General features: G+C 70.7%; 21 protein-coding genes. 12 read left to right on the top strand and 9 right to left on the bottom strand.

What is annotated here, in order from left to right:
• The first annotated feature begins 110 nt into the window (after nt 1–110).
• From IE278_RS00970 to IE278_RS00960, 3 genes are read left to right on the top strand one after another with little or no spacing between them, the layout of a single operon-like run.
• Nucleotides 111–920 carry an alpha/beta fold hydrolase gene (locus IE278_RS00970; RefSeq protein WP_189767720.1) on the top strand — a complete coding sequence of 270 codons (810 nt, stop codon included), beginning with the start codon at nt 111–113 and terminating at the stop codon, nt 918–920.
• A complete protein-coding gene (locus IE278_RS00965; RefSeq protein WP_189767718.1) occupies nt 920–2,242 on the top strand; it encodes a PP2C family protein-serine/threonine phosphatase in 1,323 nt (440 codons plus the stop codon). The genes IE278_RS00970 and IE278_RS00965 overlap by 1 nt, the downstream gene beginning before the upstream one ends.
• Nucleotides 2,239–2,598: an STAS domain-containing protein gene (locus tag IE278_RS00960; protein ID WP_189767716.1), complete on the top strand. Its 360-nt coding sequence runs from the start codon at nt 2,239–2,241 to the stop codon at nt 2,596–2,598. The genes IE278_RS00965 and IE278_RS00960 overlap by 4 nt, the downstream gene beginning before the upstream one ends.
• A 46-nt stretch (nt 2,599–2,644) precedes the next feature.
• On the opposite strand, the gene IE278_RS00955 is transcribed toward IE278_RS00960, so the two are convergent.
• The 6 genes from IE278_RS00955 to IE278_RS00930 are packed head-to-tail and all read right to left on the bottom strand — an operon-like array spanning nt 2,645 to nt 10,784.
• On the bottom strand, nt 2,645–3,421 hold the full coding sequence (locus tag IE278_RS00955) for an ABC transporter ATP-binding protein (RefSeq protein ID WP_189767714.1): 777 nt from the start codon (nt 3,419–3,421) through the stop codon (nt 2,645–2,647).
• A complete protein-coding gene (locus tag IE278_RS00950) occupies nt 3,418–5,331 on the bottom strand; it encodes a branched-chain amino acid ABC transporter ATP-binding protein/permease (RefSeq protein WP_189767712.1) in 1,914 nt (637 codons plus the stop codon). Before IE278_RS00950 ends, IE278_RS00955 begins: the two co-directional genes overlap by 4 nt.
• The gene (locus tag IE278_RS00945) at nt 5,328–6,197 is read right to left on the bottom strand and encodes a branched-chain amino acid ABC transporter permease (protein WP_189767710.1); all 870 of its coding nucleotides are present in this window, start codon (nt 6,195–6,197) and stop codon (nt 5,328–5,330) included. Before IE278_RS00945 ends, IE278_RS00950 begins: the two co-directional genes overlap by 4 nt.
• A gap of 36 nt (nt 6,198–6,233) precedes the next feature.
• Nucleotides 6,234–7,427, bottom strand: coding sequence for an ABC transporter substrate-binding protein (locus IE278_RS00940; protein ID WP_189767708.1), 1,194 nt, complete (start codon nt 7,425–7,427; stop codon nt 6,234–6,236).
• A gap of 40 nt (nt 7,428–7,467) precedes the next feature.
• Nucleotides 7,468–9,237, bottom strand: a complete 1,770-nt coding sequence (locus IE278_RS00935; protein ID WP_189767706.1) for a thiamine pyrophosphate-binding protein — start codon at nt 9,235–9,237, stop codon at nt 7,468–7,470.
• Nucleotides 9,234–10,784: an aldehyde dehydrogenase family protein gene (locus tag IE278_RS00930; protein ID WP_189767704.1), complete on the bottom strand. Its 1,551-nt coding sequence runs from the start codon at nt 10,782–10,784 to the stop codon at nt 9,234–9,236. The genes IE278_RS00935 and IE278_RS00930 overlap by 4 nt, the downstream gene beginning before the upstream one ends.
• A gap of 129 nt (nt 10,785–10,913) precedes the next feature.
• On the opposite strand from IE278_RS00930, the gene IE278_RS00925 reads away from it, so the two are divergent.
• The 8 genes from IE278_RS00925 (at nt 10,914) to IE278_RS00890 (ending at nt 19,650) form a co-directional block, all read left to right on the top strand.
• Entirely contained in the window at nt 10,914–11,699 is a 786-nt protein-coding gene (locus tag IE278_RS00925) for an IclR family transcriptional regulator (protein ID WP_246569660.1), read from the top strand.
• A gap of 55 nt (nt 11,700–11,754) precedes the next feature.
• Nucleotides 11,755–12,957, top strand: coding sequence for a CaiB/BaiF CoA transferase family protein (locus tag IE278_RS00920; protein ID WP_189767702.1), 1,203 nt, complete (start codon nt 11,755–11,757; stop codon nt 12,955–12,957).
• The gene (locus tag IE278_RS00915) at nt 12,954–13,820 is read left to right on the top strand and encodes a citryl-CoA lyase (RefSeq protein ID WP_189767700.1); all 867 of its coding nucleotides are present in this window, start codon (nt 12,954–12,956) and stop codon (nt 13,818–13,820) included. Before IE278_RS00920 ends, IE278_RS00915 begins: the two co-directional genes overlap by 4 nt.
• A gap of 160 nt (nt 13,821–13,980) precedes the next feature.
• Nucleotides 13,981–16,152, top strand: coding sequence for an outer membrane protein assembly factor BamB family protein (locus IE278_RS00910; protein ID WP_189767698.1), 2,172 nt, complete (start codon nt 13,981–13,983; stop codon nt 16,150–16,152).
• Between the two features lie 29 nt (nt 16,153–16,181).
• Complete coding sequence (locus IE278_RS00905; protein WP_213089693.1) at nt 16,182–17,198, top strand: ThuA domain-containing protein; 1,017 nt, start codon at nt 16,182–16,184, stop codon at nt 17,196–17,198.
• Nucleotides 17,199–17,277: 79 nt separating this feature from the next.
• Complete coding sequence (locus IE278_RS00900) at nt 17,278–18,471, top strand: acyl-CoA dehydrogenase family protein (RefSeq protein ID WP_189767695.1); 1,194 nt, start codon at nt 17,278–17,280, stop codon at nt 18,469–18,471.
• 136 nt (nt 18,472–18,607) lie between these two features.
• A complete protein-coding gene (locus IE278_RS00895; protein ID WP_189767693.1) occupies nt 18,608–19,102 on the top strand; it encodes a GNAT family N-acetyltransferase in 495 nt (164 codons plus the stop codon).
• A gap of 38 nt (nt 19,103–19,140) precedes the next feature.
• The gene (locus IE278_RS00890; RefSeq protein WP_189767691.1) at nt 19,141–19,650 is read left to right on the top strand and encodes an SRPBCC family protein; all 510 of its coding nucleotides are present in this window, start codon (nt 19,141–19,143) and stop codon (nt 19,648–19,650) included.
• Nucleotides 19,651–19,700: 50 nt separating this feature from the next.
• On the opposite strand, the gene IE278_RS00885 is transcribed toward IE278_RS00890, so the two are convergent.
• Both IE278_RS00885 and IE278_RS00880 read right to left on the bottom strand, forming a co-directional pair.
• On the bottom strand, nt 19,701–20,462 hold the full coding sequence (locus IE278_RS00885) for a PIG-L family deacetylase (RefSeq protein ID WP_189767689.1): 762 nt from the start codon (nt 20,460–20,462) through the stop codon (nt 19,701–19,703).
• A gap of 6 nt (nt 20,463–20,468) precedes the next feature.
• The gene (locus tag IE278_RS00880) at nt 20,469–21,017 is read right to left on the bottom strand and encodes a DUF6328 family protein (protein ID WP_189767687.1); all 549 of its coding nucleotides are present in this window, start codon (nt 21,015–21,017) and stop codon (nt 20,469–20,471) included.
• 278 nt (nt 21,018–21,295) lie between these two features.
• Here IE278_RS00880 and IE278_RS00875 point away from each other — a divergent pair, with 278 nt between their 5' ends.
• Nucleotides 21,296–21,721, top strand: coding sequence for an SRPBCC family protein (locus IE278_RS00875; RefSeq protein ID WP_189767685.1), 426 nt, complete (start codon nt 21,296–21,298; stop codon nt 21,719–21,721).
• A gap of 37 nt (nt 21,722–21,758) precedes the next feature.
• Here IE278_RS00875 and IE278_RS00870 read toward each other — a convergent pair whose 3' ends face one another.
• The gene (locus IE278_RS00870) at nt 21,759–22,832 is read right to left on the bottom strand and encodes an alkene reductase (protein ID WP_189767682.1); all 1,074 of its coding nucleotides are present in this window, start codon (nt 22,830–22,832) and stop codon (nt 21,759–21,761) included.
• Nucleotides 22,833–22,915: the final 83 nt, after the last annotated feature.

Below are 22,915 nucleotides of genomic sequence, written 5' to 3'. Positions count from 1 at the left end.
GGTCACCCTATGAGGGCTGCGGACGGCCGACCACCCCGCCGCACGCGTCCCGCCCCACGCACAGCTCCTCGATCCGCGGGGACCACCCCCGGTCTGCGAGGATGTTTGGTATGGATGTGCGGCATAGGAACCACGTGACGGTGTCCGGGCGCCCCGGCGGGCCCGTGGTGATGCTGGCGCACGGGTTCGGGTGCGACCAGAACATGTGGCGTCTGGTGGTCCCGGCGCTGGAGCGCGACTTCACCGTCGTGCTCTTCGATCACGTGGGGGCGGGCAACTCGGATCTGTCGGCATGGAGCGCGGACCGGTACTCGACGCTCGACGGCTACGTCGAGGACGTGCTGGAGCTGTGCCGGGAGCTCGCGCTCGGCCCCGTGACGTTCGTGGGGCATTCCGTGAGCGCGATGATGGGTGTGGTGGCCGCTGTCCAGGAGCCCGAGGCGTTCGCCGGGCTCGTGCTGCTGGCGCCCTCGCCGCGGTTCATCGACGATCCCGAGACCGGTTACCGGGGCGGGTTCGACGCCGAGGACATCGACGAGCTCCTGGGATCGCTGGACGCGAACTATCTGGGCTGGTCGGGCGCCATGGCCCCGGTGATCATGGGCAACCCGGAGCGGCCGGAACTGGGTGAGGAGCTGACCAACAGTTTCTGCCGCACCGATCCGGAGATCGCCCGGGTCTTCGCACGCGTGACGTTCCTGTCCGACAACCGCGAGGACCTCGCCCTGGTCAAGGTCCCCACGCTGGTGGCCCAGTGCTCCAGCGACGCGATCGCTCCCCGGGAGGTGGGAGAGTTCGTGCACGCCCAGATCCCGGGAAGCCGCCTGGTCACGCTCGATGCCACCGGTCACTGTCCGCAGCTCGCAGCCCCGGAGGAGACCACGGCAGCGATCGCCTCGTTCGTGGAAGCACTCGCCTGATGCGCGGCTGCGGCGACGAGGAAGACGCGGAGGCCGAGACAGACGGGGCCGCGGCCGTCGGGGACAGCGGCGGCCGTGACTCCTCCGGCGACGAGGCGCAACTCTCCGCGCTGCTGGAGGACAGCGCCGAGGATCTGTACGAGCACGCGCCGTGCGGTTATCTCTCCACCCTGCTGGACGGCAGGATCCTGAAGGTCAACACGACGCTGCTGGACTGGCTGGGCTACGAGCGGGACGACCTGCTGGGCCGTAGGTACTTCTCCGACCTGCTGACCGTCGGCGGGCGGCTCTACCACGAGACCCACTTCGCCCCGTTGCTGAGAATGCAGGGCGAGGTCAGCGGCATCGCCCTGGAACTGAAGGCCGCCGACGGCTCCCGCCTGCCGGTCCTGGTCACCTCGACGGTGAGGACGGGCGAGGACGGGCAGCCGCTGCTGATCCGTACCACCCTCTTCGACGCACGCGACCGCCGCGCCTACGAGACAGAGCTGCTGCGCGCCCGCAAGGAGGCCGAGCGGGAACGCGAACGGCTCCAGCGCCTGGCCGCCACCCTGCAGAAGACACTGCTGCCACCGATCCTGGCCGACGTGCCCGGCCTGAACGTCTCCGCGTACTACCACATCGCCTCGGCCGACGAGGTCGGCGGCGACTTCTACGACCTGTTCCCGCTGGCCGAGGGCACCTGGGGACTGTTCCTGGGCGATGTGTGCGGCAAGGGGGCCGCCGCGGCGGCCGTCACCTCGCTGGCCCGCTACACCCTGCGGGCCGCGGCCGTGTACAACCCCGACCCCGTCGCCGTACTCGGCAACCTCAACACGGTCCTCAACCACGAGTACAACGGCGCCGACCCGCGTTTCTGCACCGTCATCTTCGGCCTGCTGACCCCTGACCCGGACCCGGACCGGGGCGGCTTCCACATCACCCTGGCCGGCGGCGGACATCCTCCGGCCCTGCTGATGCGCGCCGACGGCACCACCGACTACCTGCCCACCCCGGGCGGACAGCTCATCGGCGTCCTGCCCGACGCCCACATAGCCACCACCGCCGTCCGGCTGTCCCCCGGCGACACCCTGCTGCTGCACACCGACGGACTCACCGAGGCCCATGTCAGCGCCGGCCTCGACAGCGAGGACCGTTACGGCGAGGACCGCTACGGCGACGACGCCCTCCTCGACTTCGCCCGCACCCTGGCTCCCACCACCGCCTCGGACACCGTCGACGCGATCCGCGACCTGCTCGACACCTTCGGCAGCGGTGTCGACGACGACACCGCCGTCCTGGCCATCCACGTCCCCCGACCCCCCAGTGAAGAGCAGCAGTGACCCAGCACCTGACCCTCCGCACCCGCACCGCTCCCGCCGGAGCGGTCATCGAGCTCGCCGGGGAGCTGGACCACCACAGCGCCCCCGAGGTACGCGCCGCACTGCCCGGGCTCGACCTGCGTCCGGGCCAGCAGCTCGTCCTCGACCTGGGCGGCGTCACCTTCTGCGACTCCAGCGGTCTCACCGTGCTCATCGCCGCCCGCAATCACGCCCTGGCGGCCGGTGGGGGCATCGCCCTGGCCGCCGTGCCCGATCCCGTCAGCCGGATCTTCCGCATCGTCGGCCTGGACCAGGTCTTCCCCGTCCACCCGACGGTCCGGGCCGCCGAGGCGGCTTGGCGCCCGACCGCGAGCTGACGGTCCGGCCGGCACCACCGAGGGATGCCGGTCGTGGACCGGTCGATCACAGGCCGAGGTAGATCCGCCGCACCCGCGGGTCCTGGCTGAGCTCCTCGGAGGTTCCCGTCATGGCGACACTGCCGTTCTCCATGACCAGGCAGTGGCTCGTCGCGCCGAAGGTGAGTTTGGCGTTCTGCTCGACGAGCAGCAGGCTCAGTCCCTCCTCGCGCAGCCGTTTCAGCGCGTTCAGGATCTCGCCGACGAGCTTGGGCGAGAGCCCCATGGACGGTTCGTCGAGGAGGAGGATGCGCGGCCCGGCCATCAGCGCGCGGCCGATGGAGAGCATCTGCTGCTGTCCACCGGAGAGCGCGCCGGCCAGCCGCCCGCCCATCTCGCCCAGCACGGGGAAGAGTTCGTGCACCTCGGCCAGTGTGGACCGGGTCCCGTCGTCCCAGCGGCGGGCGTACGCGCCGAGCATCAGGTTCTTCTCCACGGTCAGGCCGGGGAAGACATGCCGGCCCTCCGGTACGTAGCCGATGCCGTGCCGCACCATGTCGCGGGCCCGAACCCGGGTCAGGTCACGTTCGCCCAGGGTGATGCGTCCGCCGCCCCGCGGGACCAGTCCCATCAGGGCCTTGAGCGTGGAGGTCTTGCCCGCGCCGTTGGCGCCGATGATGCCCACCGATGCCCCGGGCGCCACGCTGAAGCTGATGGAACTGACCGCGCGGACACCGCCGTAGTGCACGGACAGGTCGTCGACGGCGAGTGTGGCCGGGGTCGCCGGGGTGCCCGGGGTCCCCGGGTCGGGTGCGGCCGTGCGCCGGAAGGAGATCGTCCTCATCGGCTCGCCTCCTTCGAAGCGGACGGAGGTGAAGCCGGCGGAGGCGAGCCACCCGGAGGCTCCGGAGCCGGAGCCGGAGCCGGAGCAGGAGCAGGAACCGGCTGCGGTCGCGGTACGTCCGCCAGCGCCGAGTCCCCGAGATACGCCTCGATGACCTCGGGAGCGGCCACCACCTCGGCCGGTGTGCCCTCCGCGATGACCCCGCCGCCGGAGAGCACGGTGACGCGCTCGCACAGCGACATGACCAGACCCATGTTGTGCTCGATGAGGACGACCGTGGTGCCGCTGTCGCGGATGGAACGCACGATGCCAGCGAGTTGCCCCACCTCCTCGCCGTTCAGTCCGGCGGCCGGTTCGTCGAGCAGCAGCAGCCGGGGCCGGGCGGCCATGGCACGGGCGATCTCGATGCGCCGCTGGATGCCGTAGGGCAGGGAGCCGGGCGCTGACTCGGCGAAGTCGGCGAGCCCGAAGCGTTCCAGCAGTTCCTGGGCCCTGCGGCGCAGTCGCCGCTCGCGGCGGACGACTCCCGGCTGCCACAGCGCGTACTGCCAGATGGTGTGGGTCCTGGTGCGGTCGAGTGCGACGAGGATGTTCTCCCGGACGGTCAACTGGCCGAACAGGCGCAGGTTCTGGAAGGTGCGGGCCACCCCCAGCAGGGAGAGGGTGTACGGGCGGGCGGTCGTCGTGGTGCGGCCCGCGAACCGCACCTGACCCGAGGTGGCCCGGTAGAAGCCGCTGATCACGTTGAACAGGGTGGTCTTGCCGGAGCCGTTGGGTCCTACGATGCCGCGGATCTCGCCGGGTGCGACCGTGAGGGAGACGTCGTCCAGGGCGCGCAGTCCGCGGAAGTCCTTGGTGACCGACCTGATGTCGAGCAGGGGTTCGGCGGTGGAGGAAGGGCGCTCGACGGCCTCGTACGGCTGGAAGGGGCGGAGCCGGGCACGGTCGTCCGCCTCGGCGCGACGGCCGTGCCCGTGTCGCCGCCGGTTCACGAACTCCTTCGCGCGGGACGGGATTCCGGCGAGTCCGGTGGGTGCGAAGACGACCATGAGGACGACCACCACGCCGTATCCGAGCTGTGCGTAGGTCGAGAAGTCGGAGAGCCACTCGCGGACCAGGGTCAGGCCGATCGCACCCACCACACAGCCTACGAGGGAGCGCCGGCCGCCGATGATGACCATGGCGAGCAGGATGAACATGTTGCCGATGGAGAAGGTCTCCGGGGCGACATAGCGGATGAGGCCCGCGTACAGCACTCCGGCCAGGCCGCCGTACAGGCTGGCGAGCAGGAACGCGGTCATGCGCAGCAGGGGGATCTCCGCGCCCATGGCGCCCGCGGCCAGGGAGTCGTCGCGCATCGCGCGCAGCCGTCGCCCGAGCGACGTACGGACGACGAAGAGTCCGAAGCCGAGGCCGAGCGCGCAGACCACCAACTCCAGGTAGTAGTAGAGGTATTCGCTGGAAAGGTCGATGCCGGGCAGGGTGGGCAGCGGGATCCCGGAGATGCCGTCGGCTCCCCCGGTGACGGAGGCGTTGGTGATCCAGTTGATGAAGCCGAGCGCCAGGCCGAGGGTGACGATCCCCAGATAATGGGACTGCATGCGCAGGGCGGGGACGCCGACGAACAGGCCCGTCGCCACGGTCGCGAGCACCGCGACCACGGCCGCCGCCCAGAACCCGTAACCGCGGTCGGTGGTCAGGATGGCGAGGGTGTACGCGCCCACGCCGAAGAAGGCGACCTGGGCGAGGTTGATCTGTCCGGAGACGCCCATGGCCAGGCCCATGCCGATGGCCAACAGGGCATAGATGAGGGCGATGTTGACGACATGGATGGAGTAGCTGCCGAGGCCGTACGGCAGCAGCCAGGCGGCCACCGCCAGGGCTCCGAGTGTGGCGGCACGGAACTTCACGCCCGGCTCACCGTCCTCTCCCCGAAGACGCCCATCGGGCGGATCATGATGGCGGCGGTGAAGACCAGGAAGGTCACGAGCACCGAGTAGCCCTGGAAGTGGCCGGCCGCGTAGGAGTCCAGGACGCCGATCGCGAGTCCGCCGACGACGGCGCCGGGGATGGAGCCGAAGCCGCCGAGCATCGCGGCGGCGAACCCTTTGATGCCGAGGGCGCCGCCGAGTGAGGCGTCGACGTACAGCATCGGTCCGACGAGACCGCCCGCGAGGGCGGCGAGGCCCGCGCCGATGGAGAAGGCGAGGGCGTTGCTGCGGCCGACGTCGATGCCGACGGCGGTGGCCGCCTCGTGGTCCATGGCGACGGCCTGCATGGCCGCGCCGCGCTTGGTGCGGGCGAGGAACCAGGCGAGGCCGAGCACGGCGAGGGCCGCGACGGCCATCACCAGCAGGTCGTACGTGCGCACCCGCACCCCGAACAGGTCGAGCGGGGCGGCCGGGAGGGGTGAGCGGACCGCCCGTCCGGTGGTGCCCCAGATCAGGATGGCGACGGCCTGGAGGACGATGCCGAAGCCGATCGTGCCGATCAGCATCAGGTCGAAGTCCTTGTTCTCCAGCGGGCGCAGCACCCGTTCGATGACCAGGCCGATCGCGGCGGTGACCGCGATCGCGACGACCATGGCGACGGCGAAGGGCAGTCGGTGGGTCAGATAGAAGGTGGAGGCGGCGTAGGCGCCGATCATGGCGATGTCGGCGTGGGCGAAGTTGACCAGGCCCATGGTGCGGTAGACCAGGGAGAATCCCATGGCGACCAGGGCGTAGACCGCTCCGAGGCTCAGGCCTCCGACGAGTGTCTGCAGTGTCTCCTGCACTTCGGTGCTCCCCGTGCTTCCCAGTGCTCCCGATGGCTACTGCTGCGGGACGAGTTCGCCGTCGCGGATGACTCCGATGGTGGTCTTGGTGATGCCGACGCCCGACTCGTCGTACCGGAAGTCGCCGAGCAGGCCCTTGTACCGGGTGTCGCGGATGGCGTCCGCGAGTTCCTCGCCGCTCGCGCCGTTGCTGGTCTTCAGCGCGGTCAGCAGGATGTTCGCGCCGTCGTAGGCCTTGGCGCCGTGCAGTTCCGCCTCCTTGCCGTACGCGTCCTGGTACGCGGCGGCGAACTTCTTCGAGGCGGCGCTGACGTCGTTGCTCAGATAGGGCGAGCTGACGATGGTGCCCTCGACGGCGGCCTTGCCGGCGGTGTCGATGAAGACGGGGGTGCCCTGGGGGGCCGCGCCCGCGAAGGGGGCGGTGATGCCCAGGTCGCGGGCCTGTTTGACGATCAGCCCCGCTTCGACCTCCTCCGAGCCGATGAAGATCACCTCCGGTTTCGTGGACCGGATCTTCGTCAGGGCCGCGCTGAACTCCTTCTGGTCGGTGGTGACCACCTGGTCGGTCGTCGGGGTCACACCCAGGTCCTTCACGGCCTTCAGGAACGCGTCGTGCTCGCCCTTCCCGAAGGAGCCGTTGTTCGTGATCATGGCGATCTTCTTGTGGCCCTTGTCCTTGACCAGGTACTGGGCGAGCGTCGAGTCGTAGGTGGTGCTGGTCGGCCCGTTGAGGAAGAGGTACGGGCTCTTCAGCGCGACCAGGCCGTCGGACTGGCCCGAGGTGATGTTCGGGATCTTCGCCTGCTGGAGCACCGGGCCCATGGCGATGGTCACCGCGCTCTCCGCCGTACCGATCATGGCGACGTACTTGTCGCTGACCAGCCTGCGGGCGATGTTGGTCCCGGTGGTCGGGTCGCCCTGGTCGTCGAAGAGCTTCAGCTGGATCTTGCGGCCGTCGACACCGCCCTTCTCGTTCCACTCGTCGACGGCGAGCTTCGCGCCCTTGTACTCCCAGTCGCCGAGCGAACTGAGCTGCCCGCTCTGCGCGTTGACGACGGCGACCTTGATGGGTCCTGAGGACGCCTTGGTGTCGTCGTCCGACTCACCGGGCGCGCTGCACGCGGTGAGGGCGGCGGCCAGCGCGGCGGCCGTGCAGACGGCGGCTCGGGTGGTGACTCGGGCGGTGGCGCGCGGGACGGTACGTGGTCGTGGGGTGCTGCTGCGGGTCATGTGGTCACCTCGGTGTGAGCGGACGGGAGGACATGGGCGGTCAGTCGGCGAAGGACCCGCGGTAGATGTCCTTGATGTTCCAGTGGCCCGGCGTCGGCACGGGTTCGTTGACCATCGGTACGTCGATGACGGCGGGCCTGCGCCGGGCGACCGCGTCGGCGAGCGCCTTGGACAGGTCGGCGGGGGCGGTGACCGTGTGTCCTTCGGCGCCGCAGGACCGGCCGTACGCCGCGAAGTCCGGGCTGTAGGGCCGACCCTCGGCGTCGGTGAACTCACAGCCGTAGGAGCGCCCGAACGACGAGGCCTGGAGGTCGGCGATCGTGCCGTGGGCCCGGTTGTTCATCACCACGAAGATGACGGGCAGGCCCTGTTCGACGGCCATCGGCACCGCGGGCAGCTGCGCGCTCATCCCGCCGTCGCCGATGAGCGCGACCACCACGCGGTCCGGCCGGGCCAGTTGCACCCCGACCGCCGCGGCCGGGCCGAAGCCCATGGTCGAGGCCCCACCGGGGGTGATGAAGCGCCCGCCCGCGGGGAGTTCATAGCACTGGGCGACGCCGTTCTTGTTCCAGCCGACATCGGTGACGAGCACCGCGTCGTCGGGCAGCGCGTCGCGCAGGTCGGCGAGGATGCGCTGGGGCCGCAGGGGGAAGGCGTCGCTGCGGCCGTCCTCCCGGGCGGTGTCGAAGACGGCCCGGCGGGCGGCGGCGACGGTGTCGCGCAGCCCGTCGCGGGTCAGCGGCTCCGGCCTGGCCGCCCGTACGGCCTCGCCGACGGCCCGCAGCGCGTCCGCGGCATCGGCGACGGCGCCGATCTCGACGGGGTAGTTGCGGCCGATCTCGGCGGGGTCGATGTCGATCTGGATGAGCTTGCTGCCGGACGTGCCCTGCCGGTCACCGAAGGTCCAGGTGTACGCCGGATCCCACGAGCTGGCGTCGGTCTCCGCGAACCGGGTGGCCAGCGCGAGGACCACATCGGCTCCCCGCGTGTACGCGTGGGTGGTCTCCAGACCCCAGAAGCCGGGCATGCCGAGCAGCAGCGGGTGGCTGTCGGGCAGGATGCCCTTGCCCATCAGGGAGTGCGCGAGCGGGATGTCGAGGTGCTCGGCGAGGTCCGACAGTGCCTGGCGGGCGGCCGGTTCCCGCAGTCCGCCGCCGAAGTAGATCAGCGGGCGTTCGGCGTCCAGCAGCGCTCGGGCGATGCGTTCGGCGGTGTCCCGGTCGAGACCGGGGAGCGCGGCGCCTCGGGGCAGCGGGTACGTGTCGGCGTACTCCTCGACCTGGCGGTTGAAGAGGTCCATGGGGACGTTGACGAGTACGGCCCCGGGCCGTCCGGAGGTCGCGGTCCAGAAGGCGCGTTCGGTCGTGCGGGCCAGGTCCTGGACGCGGTGCACGTGCCAGGTGCGTTTGGTGAAGGGCCGGTAGATGGCGCTCTGGTCGGCGTCCGCGTGGAGGTTGACCTCCTGGTGCGGGTGGCGGCCAGCGTAGTAGGAGGGGATGTCGCCGGAGATGACGATCAGCGGGATCGAGTCGAGGGCCGCGGTGGCCACCCCGGTGACCGCGTTCATCATGCCGGGGCCGACGTGGGTGAGCAGGACACCGGGTTTTCCGGAGGCACGGGCGTAGCCGTCGGCGGCGTGCGCGGCGGCCTGTTCGTGGCGGGCGATCACGAAGTGGATCGGGCTGGGGCCGAGCGCGTCCAGCAGGGCGATGTTGGTGTGGCCACAGGTGCCGAAGACGTACTCGACGCCGTACGACTCCAGTTGGGCGACCAGGGCTTCGGCGGCGGTCACGGCAGTCACGGCGGTCATGCGCCGGCCTCCCCGTCGGTGGCGGTCGTATCGGATGAGGCCGTGCCGGGAGACGTCGTGTCGAGGTGCGTCGTGTCGCCCCAGACGGACAGGCCGCGGAGCATGAGGGTCTTGACGACCGTGTAGTCGTCGATCATCGAGCGGGGTGTCTCGCGGCCGAAGCCGGAGTCCTTCACCCCGCCGAACGGGACATGGTCGAGGCGGTGGTTGGAGGTGCCGCCGACGATCAGCGCGCCGGTCTCCAGTTCGCGCCAGGCCGTGACGACGCGGCCCAGATCGCGGGTGAACAGCCCTGCCTGCAGGCCATACCGGCTGGTGTTGCAGGTGTCGACGACCGCGCCGAAGTCGTCGTACGGGAGCACCGCGACCAGCGCGCCGAAGACCTCGTGGACCACGACCGAGGAGTCCGGCGCCGGGTCCGCGACGACGGTGGGCGCCGCGGTGGCGCCGTCCCGGGTGCCGCCGCGCAGTACGCGGGCGCCGGAGGCGACGGCCTCGGCCGACCAGCGCACCACGCGCTCGGCGGCCTCCTCGTCGACCATCGAGCCCACGTCGGTGGCCGGGTCGAGCGGATCGCCGACCCTGAGGGTGTCGACGGCGGCGGTGAACGCGTCGAGGAAGGCGTCGTAGCGGGAGCGGTGGACGTAGACGCGCTGGACGGAGACGCAGCTCTGGCCGGAGTTGCTGTATCCGGTGCGGGCGCACTCCTTCGCGGCCTGCGCGATGTCGGCGTCCTCGCAGACGATCGTCGCGGCGTTCCCGCCCAGTTCGAGGACCAGGCGTTTGGCTCCGGCCGCGCGGGCAACCTCACGGCCGGTCGCCGCGCTGCCGGTGAAGCTGATGACGGCCACCTCGTCGGCCGCGCACAGCAGGGCGCCGACCTCGCCGCCGCCGTGCAGCAACTGCACCCCCTGCGGGGGCATGCCGGATTCCAGGAGGAGGGCCACGATCGCCGCGGTGGAGGCCGGTGCCTGGGGCGGGGCCTTGACGAGGGTGGTGTTGCCCGCGGCGAAGGACGCGCCGAGTTTGTGCGCGAGGAGGTTCGCGGGGGCGTTGAACGGGGTGATGGCGAGGGCGACCCCGGCCGGGGCGCGATAGGTGAAGGCGGTGTTGCCGACGCCTCGTGACCAGCCCGCGACGGGCAGGGTCTCGCCGCCGATGTGCCGCGCCTCCGAGGCGCACACGGCGAAGGTGTCCGCGACCCGGTCGATCTCGCCGAGCCCGTCCTTGACCGGTTTGCCCAGTTCCAGGGCGAGGAGGCGGGCCAGCCCCTCGCGGTGGGCGGACGCGGCGCGGGATGCTCGTTCCAGGACGTCGGCACGCAGTGCGGGGGCCAGCCCGGCCACCGTACGGGCGGAGGAGCGGGCGAAGGCGAGGGCGCGGAAGATCTCGTCCCCGGTCGCCGTGGACGTCCGGCTGACGACTCGGCGCAGATACGGGCCTGTCCGGGTCGACGCCGGGCCGTTGCCACCCCACTGGCCGGCGACGTAGGGAGGCGCTTCGGCCACCGCCGCGTCCAGGCCGGCCTTGAGAAGGGAATCGAGCATGAGATCTCCCAGGAAACCGCTCAGTGGTACTGGTGGACTGCTCTGTGGGTCGGCGTGTAACGTACGGGCGCCAACTCACGGTGACAAGAGGGCCGTTCGAGGAAGTTTCGAAGCAGAGGGGGAAGGCGCGTGAGCGGGACCGACCATGAGGGGGCGGCGGCCGAGGCGACCGGGGTGCGCAGTGTGCGCAGGGCTCTGGACATCCTGGGACTGCTGACGGAGGATCAGCCGACGGTCACGCTGCGGGAGATCGTCGACGCCACCGGGCTGGCCAAGACCACGGTCGTCCGCATGGTGCAGACCCTTGAGCAGTGCGGTCTGCTCTGGGACACCCCGGCCGGCTACACCGCGGGTCCCGGCCTGTGGCGCTGGGCCCACCTCGCGCAGACCAGTTGGGAACTGCCCCGCGAGACACGCAAGTTGATGCGCGAGCTGGCCGAGGAGCAGCAGGAGACGGTGAATCTCTTCATGCTGCGCGGCCTGTCCCGCGTCTGTGTGGCCCAGCAGGAGAGCCCGCAGCCGCTGCGTCATGTCGTACGGGTCGGTGACGAACTCCCGCTGTGGGCGGGCGCCTCGTCGAAGATCCTTCTTCGTACGGCCCCCGATGCCCTGCTGCGCCGGATCGCGGCGGGCTCTCCGCACGGCGAGGGGCATGCCAGGCAGTTGCGGGTGTGGGCGGATCTGGCGGCGGAGCGGGGCTTCGCGGTCAGCCGGGGCGAGCGCGACGAGGGGCTGACGGCCGTGGCCGTGCCCGTCGTGGGCCGCGGCGGGGCCGTGGTCGCCTCGCTCTCGCTCAGCGGGCCCAGCCACCGTTTCCCCGAGTCCGTCGTCGAGCGGTTCGCCACCGCGCTCGCCGAGGTCGCCCGGCGGATGTCGGAGCAGGGCTTCGACCATCCGCTCAGTCCGTCGAAGTGAAGCAACGACTCGCAGGACCCGCTCGATCCGCTGTGACCGCAGAAGGAGCCGGTGCATGCCCGAACGACCGCTCTCAGGAATCCGCGTACTCGATCTCACGAACGTGCTCGCAGGGCCGTACTGCAGTTATCACCTCATGCTTCTCGGTGCCGAGGTCGTCAAGGTCGAACAGCCGGGCAGGGGCGACCTCGCGCGGAGCCTTGGACCCGATCCGGAACTGAACCGGTCCGGTATCGGCGCCTCGTTCCTCGCCCAGAACGCCGGCAAGCAGTCCCTCGCACTCGACCTCAAGGACCCCGGTGACCGGGCCGACTTCGAGGAACTGCTGAGCGGCGCGGACGTCCTCCTGGAAAACTTCCGGGCCGGGGTGCTGGCCCGGATGGGGTACGGGGCCGACCGGCTGCGGGAGGTGAATCCGCGGCTGGTCAGCTGTGCGATCACCGGCTTCGGGCAGTCGGGGCCGATGAGCGCCGCTCCCGCCTACGACCAGATCATCCAGGGTCTTTCGGGGATGATGAGCATCACCGGGACCACCGACACCGCCCCGCTCAGGGTGGGTTTCCCGGTGTGCGACTCGCTGGGCGGTCTCGGCGCGGCCCTCGCGATCAGCGCGGCCCTGGTGGGGCGGGAGAGGACCGGGCAGGGGGCCCGGCTGGACGTCTCCATGCTGGAGGTTTCTCTCTCCGCGATGGGCTGGGCCGTCTCCAACTACCTGGTCAGCGGGGTGGATCCGGAGCCGATGGGCGACCAGAACGCCACCGCCGCGCCGTCGGGGACCTTCGAGACCGCCGACGGGGGCCTGAACATCGCGGCCAACCGGCAGGAGCAGTTCGTCACGCTCTGCCGGCTCGCCGGACTGCCCCAGCTGGTCGACGACCCCAGGTTCGCCGAGCGGGAGGCACGCAAACGGCACCGCGCGGAACTCAACTCCGAACTCAACGCGGCGTTGCGCCGCAAGACCGCTCTGGAGTGGGAGGCCATGCTGTCCGCGGCCGGGGTCCCGGCGGCCCGCGTCCTGACCGTCCCCGAGGCCGTCCGGCTGGAACAGCTGGCGCACCGCGGCTTCTTCACGGATCTGCCCTATCCGGACGGCTCCGGCCGCACGCTGCGGGTCAGCGGCAACGGCGTCCTGGTGGACGGTGAGGCGCTTTCGCCGGACACCCCGCCTCCGCTGCTCGACCAGCACGGCGAGGAACGGGAGCGGCTGATCGCCCGCTGGCGGGCGCACCGCCACGCGGCCGGGGCCCGGGCGTCATGACGGCCGCCGGGCCGCAGGACGGCCTGGTCGCGCAGTGGTGGGCCACCGCCGTCAGCCGGGTCGAGCCCGGCATCATCGAACTGCGCGAGCACCCGGTACAGGACCTGATCGGCCGCACGACCTTCGTCGAGACGATCTGGCTGATGCTGCGCGGCGAACTCCCCCGTGCCGGGCAGGCCGGACTCCTGGAGGCGGCCCTGGTGGCCGGCGTCGACCACGGTCCGCAGGCGCCCTCGATCGCCGCCGCCCGGATGGCCGCCACCTGCGGGGTGGGGCTCAACAGCGCCATGGCCACCGGTGTGAACATGCTCGGCGATGTGCACGGCGGGGCCGGTCAGCAGTGCGTGGAGTTGCTGGACGAGATCGTCGAACGGTACGGCCGGGATGCCGCGCGGCCCACCCGGGACGCCGAACAGGCGTCCTCGGAGGCGGAGTTCGAGCGTGTCGTGGCGGAGGTCGTCGCCGAGTGGCGGGCCCGCTCGCGCTATCTGCCCGGCTTCGGCCACCGCTTCCACCCCCGCGATCCGCGCCGCGACCCGCTGCTCGCGCTGGTGGACCGGGCCGTGGCGGACGGTCTGGTGGCGGGCGCCCATCTGCGGGCGGCCCGTGCGGTGGAGGAGCTGCTCAACCGCGGGCGCGAGGGAGGCAGGCCCGTGCCCATGAACATCGACGGCGCCACGGCCGTCGTCTACGCCGAACTGGGCTTCGCCGCGCCACTGGCCCGCGGCCTGTTCGTACTCAGCCGCAGTGTCGGCATCCTGGCGCACGCCTGGGAGGAGACCGGGCAGGGGCGCCGCAACAAGAGCCCCATGCCGCCTTCCATGGTGCCGGTCCACCTGGTGGCACCAACAGCGCTCCCGTAGCGCCTCGTTGACTCTCGTGGCTCGAAAATCCCCTGTCATGTGTCTTGTCATGGACGCATGGCCGTCCCTAACGTGACCTCCCATCACACCGACCCATTGTGTGGCTTGGGCAAACCATCTAGCGGACCTTGATCGAGTCGAGAATCGAGGGAACTGAACGATGGAAAGACGCACCTTCCTCCTGACGGCCGCGGCGGGCGGCGCGGCCGGCGTCCCCACTCTGGCGCCCGGCGCCGAAGCGGCCCCGAACGGCGCCGCGAACGCGCCCTCGGGCCTCGCGCTCCCGGTGCCCCCGCAGTCCGCCGCGCTCGGTACCACCGGCCGCGACTGGCCCAAGGTGGGCGGCGACTACGGCAACCAGAACCACTCCACGCTCCAGGACATCACCCCGCGGAACGTCAAGCGGCTCGGCGGGGCCTGGCACATCAATCTGGAGGGTGGCTCCACCGGCGCGTACCAGCAGTGCACGATCGTCGTACGGAACGGTGTGCTGTACGTCGAGACCACCCAGCAGAACGTCTTCGCGATCGACGGCAGGACCGGCGAGGTCATCTGGCGGACGAGCCTCGGCACCGAGACCACCAACATGCGGGGCGTCGCCGTAGCCGAGGGCAAGGTCTTCACGATCTCCGGCGCCAACATCGTGTACGCCCTCGATCAGAAGACCGGCGCGGTCGTGTGGCGCAAGCCGCTGATCGTCGACGACAACGGCGGTGACGACGGCTGCGACAACGACAGCGGCCAGTGCGGCGGCAACAGCGGCGGCCTCGCGGGCGCGGTGGTCCACTGGGACGGCCTCGTCTACATCGGCACCGAGGGTTCGACCGCCGGCGCCCGCGGACGCGGGTACGCGCTCGATGCCAAGACCGGCGACGTCCGGTGGAACTTCTGGGGCCCGCCCGGCCCAGGTGACTACGGCCACGACACCTGGGAGGGCGACTCCTGGAAGACCGGCGGCGCGGTCCCCTGGATCCACCCGGCCGTCGACCCCGAACTCGGCCTCGTCTACTGGACGTTCGGCAACCCGTACCCCCGTACGGACGGCTCCTCGCGCGGCGGTGACAACCTCTTCGCCAACTCGATCGTCGCCATCGACGCGAAGACCGGCAAGCGGCGCTGGCACTTCCAGTCGGTCCACCACGACATCTGGGACGCCGACAACGTCATGGCGCCGGTGCTCGCCGACCTCCTCGTCGACGGCAGGAGACGCAAGGTCGTCGTCTACGGTTCGAAGACCTGCTGGTACTACGTCCTCGACCGGCGTACGGGTGAGGCCGTCCACGGCATGGAGGAACGGGAGGTCCCCCAGCACGCCCTGCAGAAGACGTCCCCCACCCAGCCCTTCCCCGGCGGCGAACCGTTCGTGTCCCCGTATCCGGAGCTGGACAAGACGACCCGGCCCGTGCCCTTCTATCCGACGGGCGGCCTGTACGAGGTCTTCTGGGACCGGGCCACCATCATCTTCCCCGGCGCGGGCGGCGGCGCCGACTGGGGCTTTCCCTCCTTCAGCCCGAGGACCGGATACGTCTACGTCGGCTACGGGCTCGTCAACTCCTCCTACTCCAACACCCGCGGCGGCCGCGTCAACACGGCCCGGCCGCTCGGCGAGCTGTTCGGCGGCGGTCTCGTCGCGATGGACCCGCGTACCAACACGGTCGCCTGGCGCAAGGAGGGACCGTGGTCGCTGGCCCACGGCAACGGCGTCCTCACCACCGCGGGCCGCGTCCTCTTCCAGGGGCGCCCGGACGGCGTACTCGAAGCGATGGACGACACCGACGGCGGAACGCTGTGGACCTGGCAGTGCGGCGCCGGAGTCAACACCGTGCCCGTCAGCTACGAGATCGACGGCGAGCAGTACATCGCCGTGCTCGCCGGCGGGAACGGGCTCCCCTTCCCCGACATCCCGCGGGGCGACCACCTCTGGGCGTTCAAGCTCGGCGGCACCGTGGGACAGGCTCCCGCGCCCACTCCCCCGTCCCGCCGCAACCAGATCCGTACCGCCGCCGTGACCGGGGCGACGGCACGCGACACCGTCACGCTCGGCCGTGTCTGGAACACCTCCACGGGCGCGCCCGGAACCACCGAGAACACGGTCGCCCAGAACGCCATGGCACCCCAGCACCTGACCGTCCCGGCCGGCACCACCGTCACCTTCACCAACCCCGCCGACAACACCCAGGCCCATGGCGCGGTCGCGTTCTTCGACGCCGAGTTCGACACCGGGCTGCTGATGCCGGGCCAGTCGTACACGTACACCTTCGCCAGGCCGGGCGAGTACTTCTACAACGATCCGGCCTTCCCCCAGTCCACCGGCAAGATCGTCGTCCGGTGAATCACCGTCCAGTGAGAGGGCCGGTCGCCATGACCTCCAGAGCGCGTGCGGCACGTACCGCCATGTCCGTACCGGCCGCCGTCGGTGCCACGCTCCTCGTCGCACTCGCCGCCTTCTTCGGCTTGCAGCAGCAGGAGGACGTGCGGGGCGGAGGCGCTTCGGCGGGAGCCCAACACCCACAGGGTGCACGGGAGTTGGGCAGTCCGGACTACGGCGTCTGCCGGGGCACGAGCACCAAGTGCTACCACGACTGGGGCAACTTCTCCCCGGCCACCGACGGCTACCGGGTGCTCCTCTACACCCGGACCGCCGGGCCCCGCCACGCGAACCTCGGTCCCGCGCTCGGCGCCGGACTCAACCCCGCTCTCGCCGACACCAACGTCGTCCAGAACGCCCTCGTCACGATGGGCAGGGAACACGGCTTCACCGTCGACTGGACCGAGGACGTCACCCAGCTCTCCACACCCGCACGGCTCTTCCGGTACAACGCCGTCGTCTTCTACTCCACCAGCCGTGACGCCCTCGACGATGCCGCGCAGACCTCCCTGCGCCAGTACATCCGCGGCGGCGGTGGTTTCGCCGGGATCCACAACGCCTTCGGCACGGAGTACAACTGGCCCTGGTACGAGGGTCTGCTGGGCGGCGCCAACTTCTACGACCACGGACCCGGGCAACGCGGCACGGTGGTCGTACAGAACCGCCGCGACTCCTCCACCGCCGGTCTGCCGGACCGCTGGGACTTCACCGACGAGTGGTACAACCTCGTCCCGGCCCCTTCGCGGGTCCGCGTCCTGGCCACCGTCGACGAGTCCACTCTCGCCGGGGGTGCCACGGGCAACCAGGGCCACCCCGGTCATGGCAGGGGCCACCCGGTCGCCTGGTGCCAGTACTACGACGGCGGACGTGCCTGGCTCACCACCCTCGGCCATGACGCCGGAGCCTTCTCGACGGACGGCTCGTTCCCCGGTGCCGAGCACTTCCGGAAGCTGGTCCTCGGCGGCATCGAGTCCGCCATGGGCAGGGAGCCGTTCTGCCGGGCGGGCTGATCCACTCCGGTGCAGTACCGGTTCGCCCATTCGCCGAATCCCCGTGCATCCTGCAAGGAAAGCGTGGAAGAAGGCGAAGATGAGATCTTCCATGGATGACGGGATCGTTGCCGACTTCTACGACTTCGAGGGCGCGCTGTCGGACGAGGAACGCAAGATCCTGCTGAGGACACGCGCGTTCATGCACGACGAGGTCAAGCCGCTGGTGAACGAGAACTGGGCCGCGGGCACCTTCCCCACGGAGCTGATCACGAAGTTCCGGGAGAGCGGCCTCGTAGGCCTGTCGTACGAGGGCTACGGCGAGCACCGTCCCGCCGTCAGCCATCTGCTGACCGGGATGATGGCGCTGGAGATGAGCCGGGTGGACGCCTCGGTCGCCACGTTCTTCGGGGTGCACACCGGCCTGGCCATGTACTCCGTCCACGCGGGTGGCAGCCAGGAGCAGCGGGACCGCTGGCTGCCTGGCATGGCGGCCATGGACACCATCGGGGCCTTCGCCCTGACGGAACCGCTCGACGGGTCCGATGTCGCGGCCGGTATGGGCACCACGGCCGAGCGGCAGGGCGACACCTGGGTCCTCAACGGCGCCAAGCGCTGGATCGGCAACGCCACCTTCGCCGACCATGTCGTGGTCTGGGCTCGGGACCTCGCGGACGACCAGGTCAAGGGGTTCATGGTCGGCAAGGGCACGCCGGGCTTCGTCACGGAGAAGATCGCGAACAAGATCTCCCTGCGCATCGTCGAGAACGCCGACATCACGCTGACCGATGTCAGGGTGCCGGAGGCCGACCGGCTCCAGAACGTCGAGTCCTTCCGTGACGTCGCGGAGGTGCTGCGCGCCACCCGCAGCGGGGTCGCCTGGCAGGCGCTGGGTGTGATGATCGGCGCGTACGAGCTGGCGCTCGCCTACGCCACCGAACGGGAGCAGTTCGGCCGGCCGCTCGCCGGTTTCCAGCTCGTGCAGGACCTGCTGGTCAAGAGCCTCGGCAACATCACCGCCTGCTGGGGCATGCTGCTGCAGCTCGCGCGGCTGCAGGACTCGGGCGTGTTCAAGGACGAGCACTCCTCGCTGGCCAAGGCCCATGTCACGGCACGGATGCGCGAGGTCGTGGGCTGGGCCCGGGAGATCTTCGGCGGCAACGGGATCGTGCTGGACTACGACGTCGCCCGCTTCTTCTCGGACGCGGAGGCCATCTACTCCTTCGAGGGAACCCGGGAGATGAACACACTCATCGTCGGGAAGGCGGTCACGGGCGAGAGCGCGTTCGTCTGAGGCGCGGCGTCGCGGGTGTTCAGACCTGGTATCGCGTGCGTCCGAGGCCCGGTACCGGGTCCGTCCGAGGCCTGGTGTCGGGTCCGTCCGAGGCCTGGTGTGAAGAAGGCGATCTCCTGCCTGTAATACTCACCCAATGAACCGGAGCATTACAGGCAGGAGTGGCTCGGTCTCGGTACGGCGGGCCACCGCACGGGACGCCAAGCGACTCACGCGGCTCGTGCGCGGCTCACGCGCCTACGAGGGCCAGTACGCGGCCATGGTCGCGGGCTACCGGGTGGGCCCCGACTACATCGAGACCCACCGCGTCTTCGTGGCCGCCGCCGCCGCGGAGGGACACGAGGGCCAGGTGCTCGGGTTCTACTCGCTCGTCCTCGCCCCGCCGGAGCTGGACCTGATGTTCGTCGCCGATCAGGCGCAGGGGCGCGGGGTGGGACGGCTGCTGGTGGCACACATGACGTCCGAGGCCCGCGCGGCCGGGCTCGACCGGGTCCGCGTGGTGTCCCATCCTCCCGCGGAGGGTTTCTACCGCAGCGTGGGCGCGGTGCACGTCGGGACCGCGCCGGCGACGCCGCCCGCGGTGGTGTGGGACCGACCCGAGCTGGAGTTCCGTATCCCTACTTGCCAGTAGACTTGCCGGTAACTTCTGCGCCCACGGAGAGAGTGCCCATGCCCCGCACGTTCGCCGTCACTCGTGACATCCTGGTCGAGGCGGCACCGTCGGCCGTGTACGACCAGGTCAGCCGGCTCTCGCAGATGGGCCGCTGGAGCCCTGAGAACCTCGGCGCGACCGTCCCGGGCGGGGACGTGCCGGCCCACGTCGGGATGGTCTTCGAGGGGCACAACAAGCGTCGCGGCTTCCGCTGGACGACCCGCTGCACGGTCACCGCGGCGGATCCCGGCCGGCGCCTCGCCTTCCGCGTCCACGCGATCGGAATCCGGCGACCGCGCCTCAAGGCACCCATCGCCACATGGGAGTACCGGTTCGCGGCGGAGGGCGGCGGCACCCGGGTGACGGAGACCTGGACCGACGACCGCCGTTCCTGGCCCACGCTCGTGGCCGACGTCTTCGACCGAGTGGCCACCGGCGGCAAGACCTTCGCCGCCTTCCAGGTAGGCAACATCGACAGAACCCTCCGCAACCTCAAACGAGAACTGGAAGCCCCGACCCGCCCCTGACGAAGTCGGCGGCCGAGCGGCCATGGCGACCCCCGTGTGCGGCGTCCGGCTCAGACTGTCAGTTCTGTCCGCGGGGCCGCGACGGAGCAGGGGTCGTGGCGGATGTACCACTCGGTGGAGAGCAGCCGTGCCCGGCCGGACGCCGGAAGAGCGGCGATCAGCGACGGCACGGCTCCCCTTTCCACTTCGGTCCGGTGGGCCAGTACGGCGGCCACCTTCTGCTCCAGCCAGGGGCCGACGTCGACGGTCGCGCTGATCCACTCGTCCGGCACAGTGCGCATCGTCTTGCTCCTGGGGGCCAGGTGTCCGGCCCACGCTCGGAGCGCCGAGTGTGGGTGCGTGGCCAGGTACAGGGCGCCCGGCCGCCAGGGTTCACCGGCCTCCGGGTAGAGCCGTTCCAGGCCGGACGCGTGGACGGCGAGTGTGGTCACCCGGTGGGTGTGGACATGGTCCGGGTGGCCGGTCAGCCCGCCGTAGGCGTCATGGGTGACCACCACCTCCGGGCGGAACTCCCGCAGCTGCACGACCAGTTCGCCCACTGCCCGGTCGAGCGGCACATCGCAGAACCGCGCCCTGCCGGGTGCCGACAGCGGGACGCGCGCGTCGGCGTATCCGAGCAGCCGTGGAGCATCGGCGCCGAGGATCCGAAGCGCCTCGGCCAACTCCGCGGCACGCGCGGTGCCCGGGGCCCATGTCGCCGTGACGACCGCGACGCGAGCGCCCGCCGCCGCGTGCCGTGCGAGCGTTCCGCCCGTCGACAGGGACTCGTCGTCCGGGTGGGCGAGCACCGCGAGCAGGGGCGGCGTAGTCATGGCGTCTCAGGTGTTCTCTTTGCGTGTGGCGCGGTGGCGGAGCCAGAGCGGGAGTGCGTACCAGCACAGGGCGAAGTACAGCATCACGCCGGCGACGAGGAACTCCGCTATGAGGCCCGGCAGTACGACGCGCAGGATGAGCAGCAGCGTCGAGCCGATGGTGAGGGCCAGCAGGACCATGCCGAACATCATCAGCCGGTGCGCGGTCTCCACCAGTTCGTCCTTCATCCGCTGGCCGGACAGGAAGCGGTGGATCGAGACCGGGGCGATGAGGGAGCCGGTGGCCGCCGCGCCGAGGACGACGGTGACGACGTAGATCGTCCGGTCGATGGTCCCGAGGTCCCGGAACCCGGCGGTGAAGGCCACGCTGAGCAGGAAGCCGAAGAGGATCTGTACGCCGGTCTGCGCGACCCGGGTCTCCTGGAGGATCTCGTTCCAGCGGCGGTTCGCCTGCTCTCTCGGCGCCTCCGTGTCTTCCTTGATGTCTTCCCTGGCGTGCCCGCGTCCAGCGGTCTCGGAGGGAATCGTGGGGGCGGGCGGGTCCGTCACGGCCATGATGTCCTCCACAGGTGCGGTTCGGGGTTCGGGTACAGGTACGGGTCACGGGCCGTGTGCGGCGCGTCGGAGATGCCGCTTACCCCGCATGGCCTGCGTCAAGCCCGCTGGTCCCGGGCGCAGTTGGAACCACGGCGGGGCGCACAGCACCGCGTGGGCCCGTCGGCCGGTCTGGAGCGGCCCGGCCGGCGGCCGCGTGTGGGAGGGGAGCGCGCGGGTAGCCGGGCCCTGCCGAGCCGCCCGGTTCGGCGCCGAACCGACCACGAAAGGCGGCCCCCGTGTCCGCATCCCTGGTGGAGACCGTCGACATCCAAGCCCCCGTGTCCGTCACCTGGGCCCTGTGGAGCGATGTGACGAGGTGGCCGTCCTTCCTCAGTCACGTACGGCTGGTGGAGCCCCTGGACGAACGCCGTTTCGCCTGGCAGCTGTCACTGCCAGGCGCGGACAAGAACTTCGTCGCCGAACTCGCCGAGGTGGTCCCAGAGGAGCGGATCGCCTGGCACACCGTCGAGGGCGTGCACCACGCGGGAGTTGTCACGTTCCACCGGCTCAGCGACACATCGAGTCGCGTCACCCTGCAGATCGAGTACGACCCGAAGGGTTTCGTCGAGCGCCTGGGCGCCCTGACCAATCTGGACTCGACGCTCGCCAACTACGACCTCGGCGAGTTCCAGAAACTCGCCGAGACCGCCGCGTCGGCCTGACTCCGCCGCCCTCGGCCCGGCGCAGCGCCGGCCGGGGTCAGGCGCTGTACTGGTGCGCCGGATAGGTCAGGTATCCGGCGTCGCCGCCCTGGTAGTAGGTCGCCTCGTCGACGGGCGCGATGGGGACACCCGTGCGCAGGCGTTCCACGAGGTCGGGGTTGGCGATGAAGGCACGGCCGAAGCTGATGAGGTCGGCGCCCAGGCCGAGCCAGTGGTCGGCGTCCGAACGACCGGTCTGCTTGGGCCCCATGGGCAGGACCGGGTTCATGACGAGGATGCCGGGCCAGGCGCGCCGGAGCTTGAGCAGCACCTCTTCGTCGCTGGTCGCCTCGATGTGTACGTACGCCACGTCCAGCCGCACCAACTCGCCGAGCAGCGCGGTGTACAGCTCCGTGACCTCCGTCTCCTCCACACCCCAGAAGGTCCCGCCCGGGGAGAGCCGGATGCCGGTGCGCGCCGCGCCGACGGCCTCGACGGTCGCGGACACCGCCTCGACGGCGAACCTGATCCGGTTCGCCACGGAGCCGCCGTACCCGTCCGAGCGCAGGTTGGCGTTGGTGGAGAGGAACTGCGAGATCAGATAGCCGTTGGCGCCGTGCAGTTCCACGCCGTCGAATCCCGCGTCCACGGCCCGGCGGGCCGCGTCACCGTAGGAGCGGGCATGCTCCGGAACCTCCGCGGTCTCCAGTGCGCGGGGCACGGGCGCGGGCTGCGGACCGGTCGGCGTGAACACATCACCGACGGCGGCCACGGCCGACGGGCCGACCGGCTGGAAACCCGTGGTGTCGGGATGCGAGACGCGCCCGCCGTGCATGAGCTGGGCGAAGATCCGTCCGCCGTTGGCGTGCACGGCGTCCGTGACCTGGCGCCACGACTCCTGCTGCTCATCGGTGTGCAGACCCGGCGTACCCGGGTTGGACTGCCCGATCAGGCTCGGCTGGACCCCCTCCGTCACGATCAGCCCGGCGCTCGCGCGCTGGGCGTAGTAGGTCGCCATCGACGGCGTGGCCAGACCGCCGGCGGCGGCCCTCACCCGGGTCATGGGGGCCATCACCACACGGTTGGGCAGCGTCAGGGCACCGAGGTCGTAACGCTGGAACAGGCTCGTCACTTGCGACTCCCTAGCGATCCGTGGCCCGTCCTCCGGGCACAACGGTTACGCTAAAACCTGACATTGACGTCAGGGGCAAGTTC

This window comes from Streptomyces tauricus (assembly GCF_014650955.1).
In the GTDB taxonomy this organism is placed as follows: domain Bacteria; phylum Actinomycetota; class Actinomycetes; order Streptomycetales; family Streptomycetaceae; genus Streptomyces; species Streptomyces tauricus.
The sequence above is the reverse complement of the archived record's forward strand: the minus strand, read 5'-3'. Positions and strand labels throughout refer to the sequence as shown.

Excerpts from the sequence above, each read along its gene's own strand:
- IE278_RS00970 (WP_189767720.1), top strand. The coding sequence starts at position 111 with ATGGATGTGCGGCATAGGAACCACGTGACGGTGTCCGGGCGCCCCGGC.
- IE278_RS00965 (WP_189767718.1), top strand. The coding sequence starts at position 920 with ATGCGCGGCTGCGGCGACGAGGAAGACGCGGAGGCCGAGACAGACGGG.
- IE278_RS00955 (WP_189767714.1), bottom strand. The coding sequence starts at position 3,421 with ATGAGGACGATCTCCTTCCGGCGCACGGCCGCACCCGACCCGGGGACC.
- IE278_RS00940 (WP_189767708.1), bottom strand. The coding sequence starts at position 7,427 with ATGACCCGCAGCAGCACCCCACGACCACGTACCGTCCCGCGCGCCACC.
- IE278_RS00935 (WP_189767706.1), bottom strand. The coding sequence starts at position 9,237 with ATGACCGCCGTGACTGCCGTGACCGCCGCCGAAGCCCTGGTCGCCCAA.
- IE278_RS00930 (WP_189767704.1), bottom strand. The coding sequence starts at position 10,784 with ATGCTCGATTCCCTTCTCAAGGCCGGCCTGGACGCGGCGGTGGCCGAA.
- IE278_RS00920 (WP_189767702.1), top strand. The coding sequence starts at position 11,755 with ATGCCCGAACGACCGCTCTCAGGAATCCGCGTACTCGATCTCACGAAC.
- IE278_RS00915 (WP_189767700.1), top strand. The coding sequence starts at position 12,954 with ATGACGGCCGCCGGGCCGCAGGACGGCCTGGTCGCGCAGTGGTGGGCC.
- IE278_RS00910 (WP_189767698.1), top strand. The coding sequence starts at position 13,981 with ATGGAAAGACGCACCTTCCTCCTGACGGCCGCGGCGGGCGGCGCGGCC.
- IE278_RS00905 (WP_213089693.1), top strand. The coding sequence starts at position 16,182 with ATGACCTCCAGAGCGCGTGCGGCACGTACCGCCATGTCCGTACCGGCC.
- IE278_RS00900 (WP_189767695.1), top strand. The coding sequence starts at position 17,278 with ATGAGATCTTCCATGGATGACGGGATCGTTGCCGACTTCTACGACTTC.
- IE278_RS00895 (WP_189767693.1), top strand. The coding sequence starts at position 18,608 with ATGAACCGGAGCATTACAGGCAGGAGTGGCTCGGTCTCGGTACGGCGG.
- IE278_RS00890 (WP_189767691.1), top strand. The coding sequence starts at position 19,141 with ATGCCCCGCACGTTCGCCGTCACTCGTGACATCCTGGTCGAGGCGGCA.
- IE278_RS00885 (WP_189767689.1), bottom strand. The coding sequence starts at position 20,462 with ATGACTACGCCGCCCCTGCTCGCGGTGCTCGCCCACCCGGACGACGAG.
- IE278_RS00880 (WP_189767687.1), bottom strand. The coding sequence starts at position 21,017 with ATGGCCGTGACGGACCCGCCCGCCCCCACGATTCCCTCCGAGACCGCT.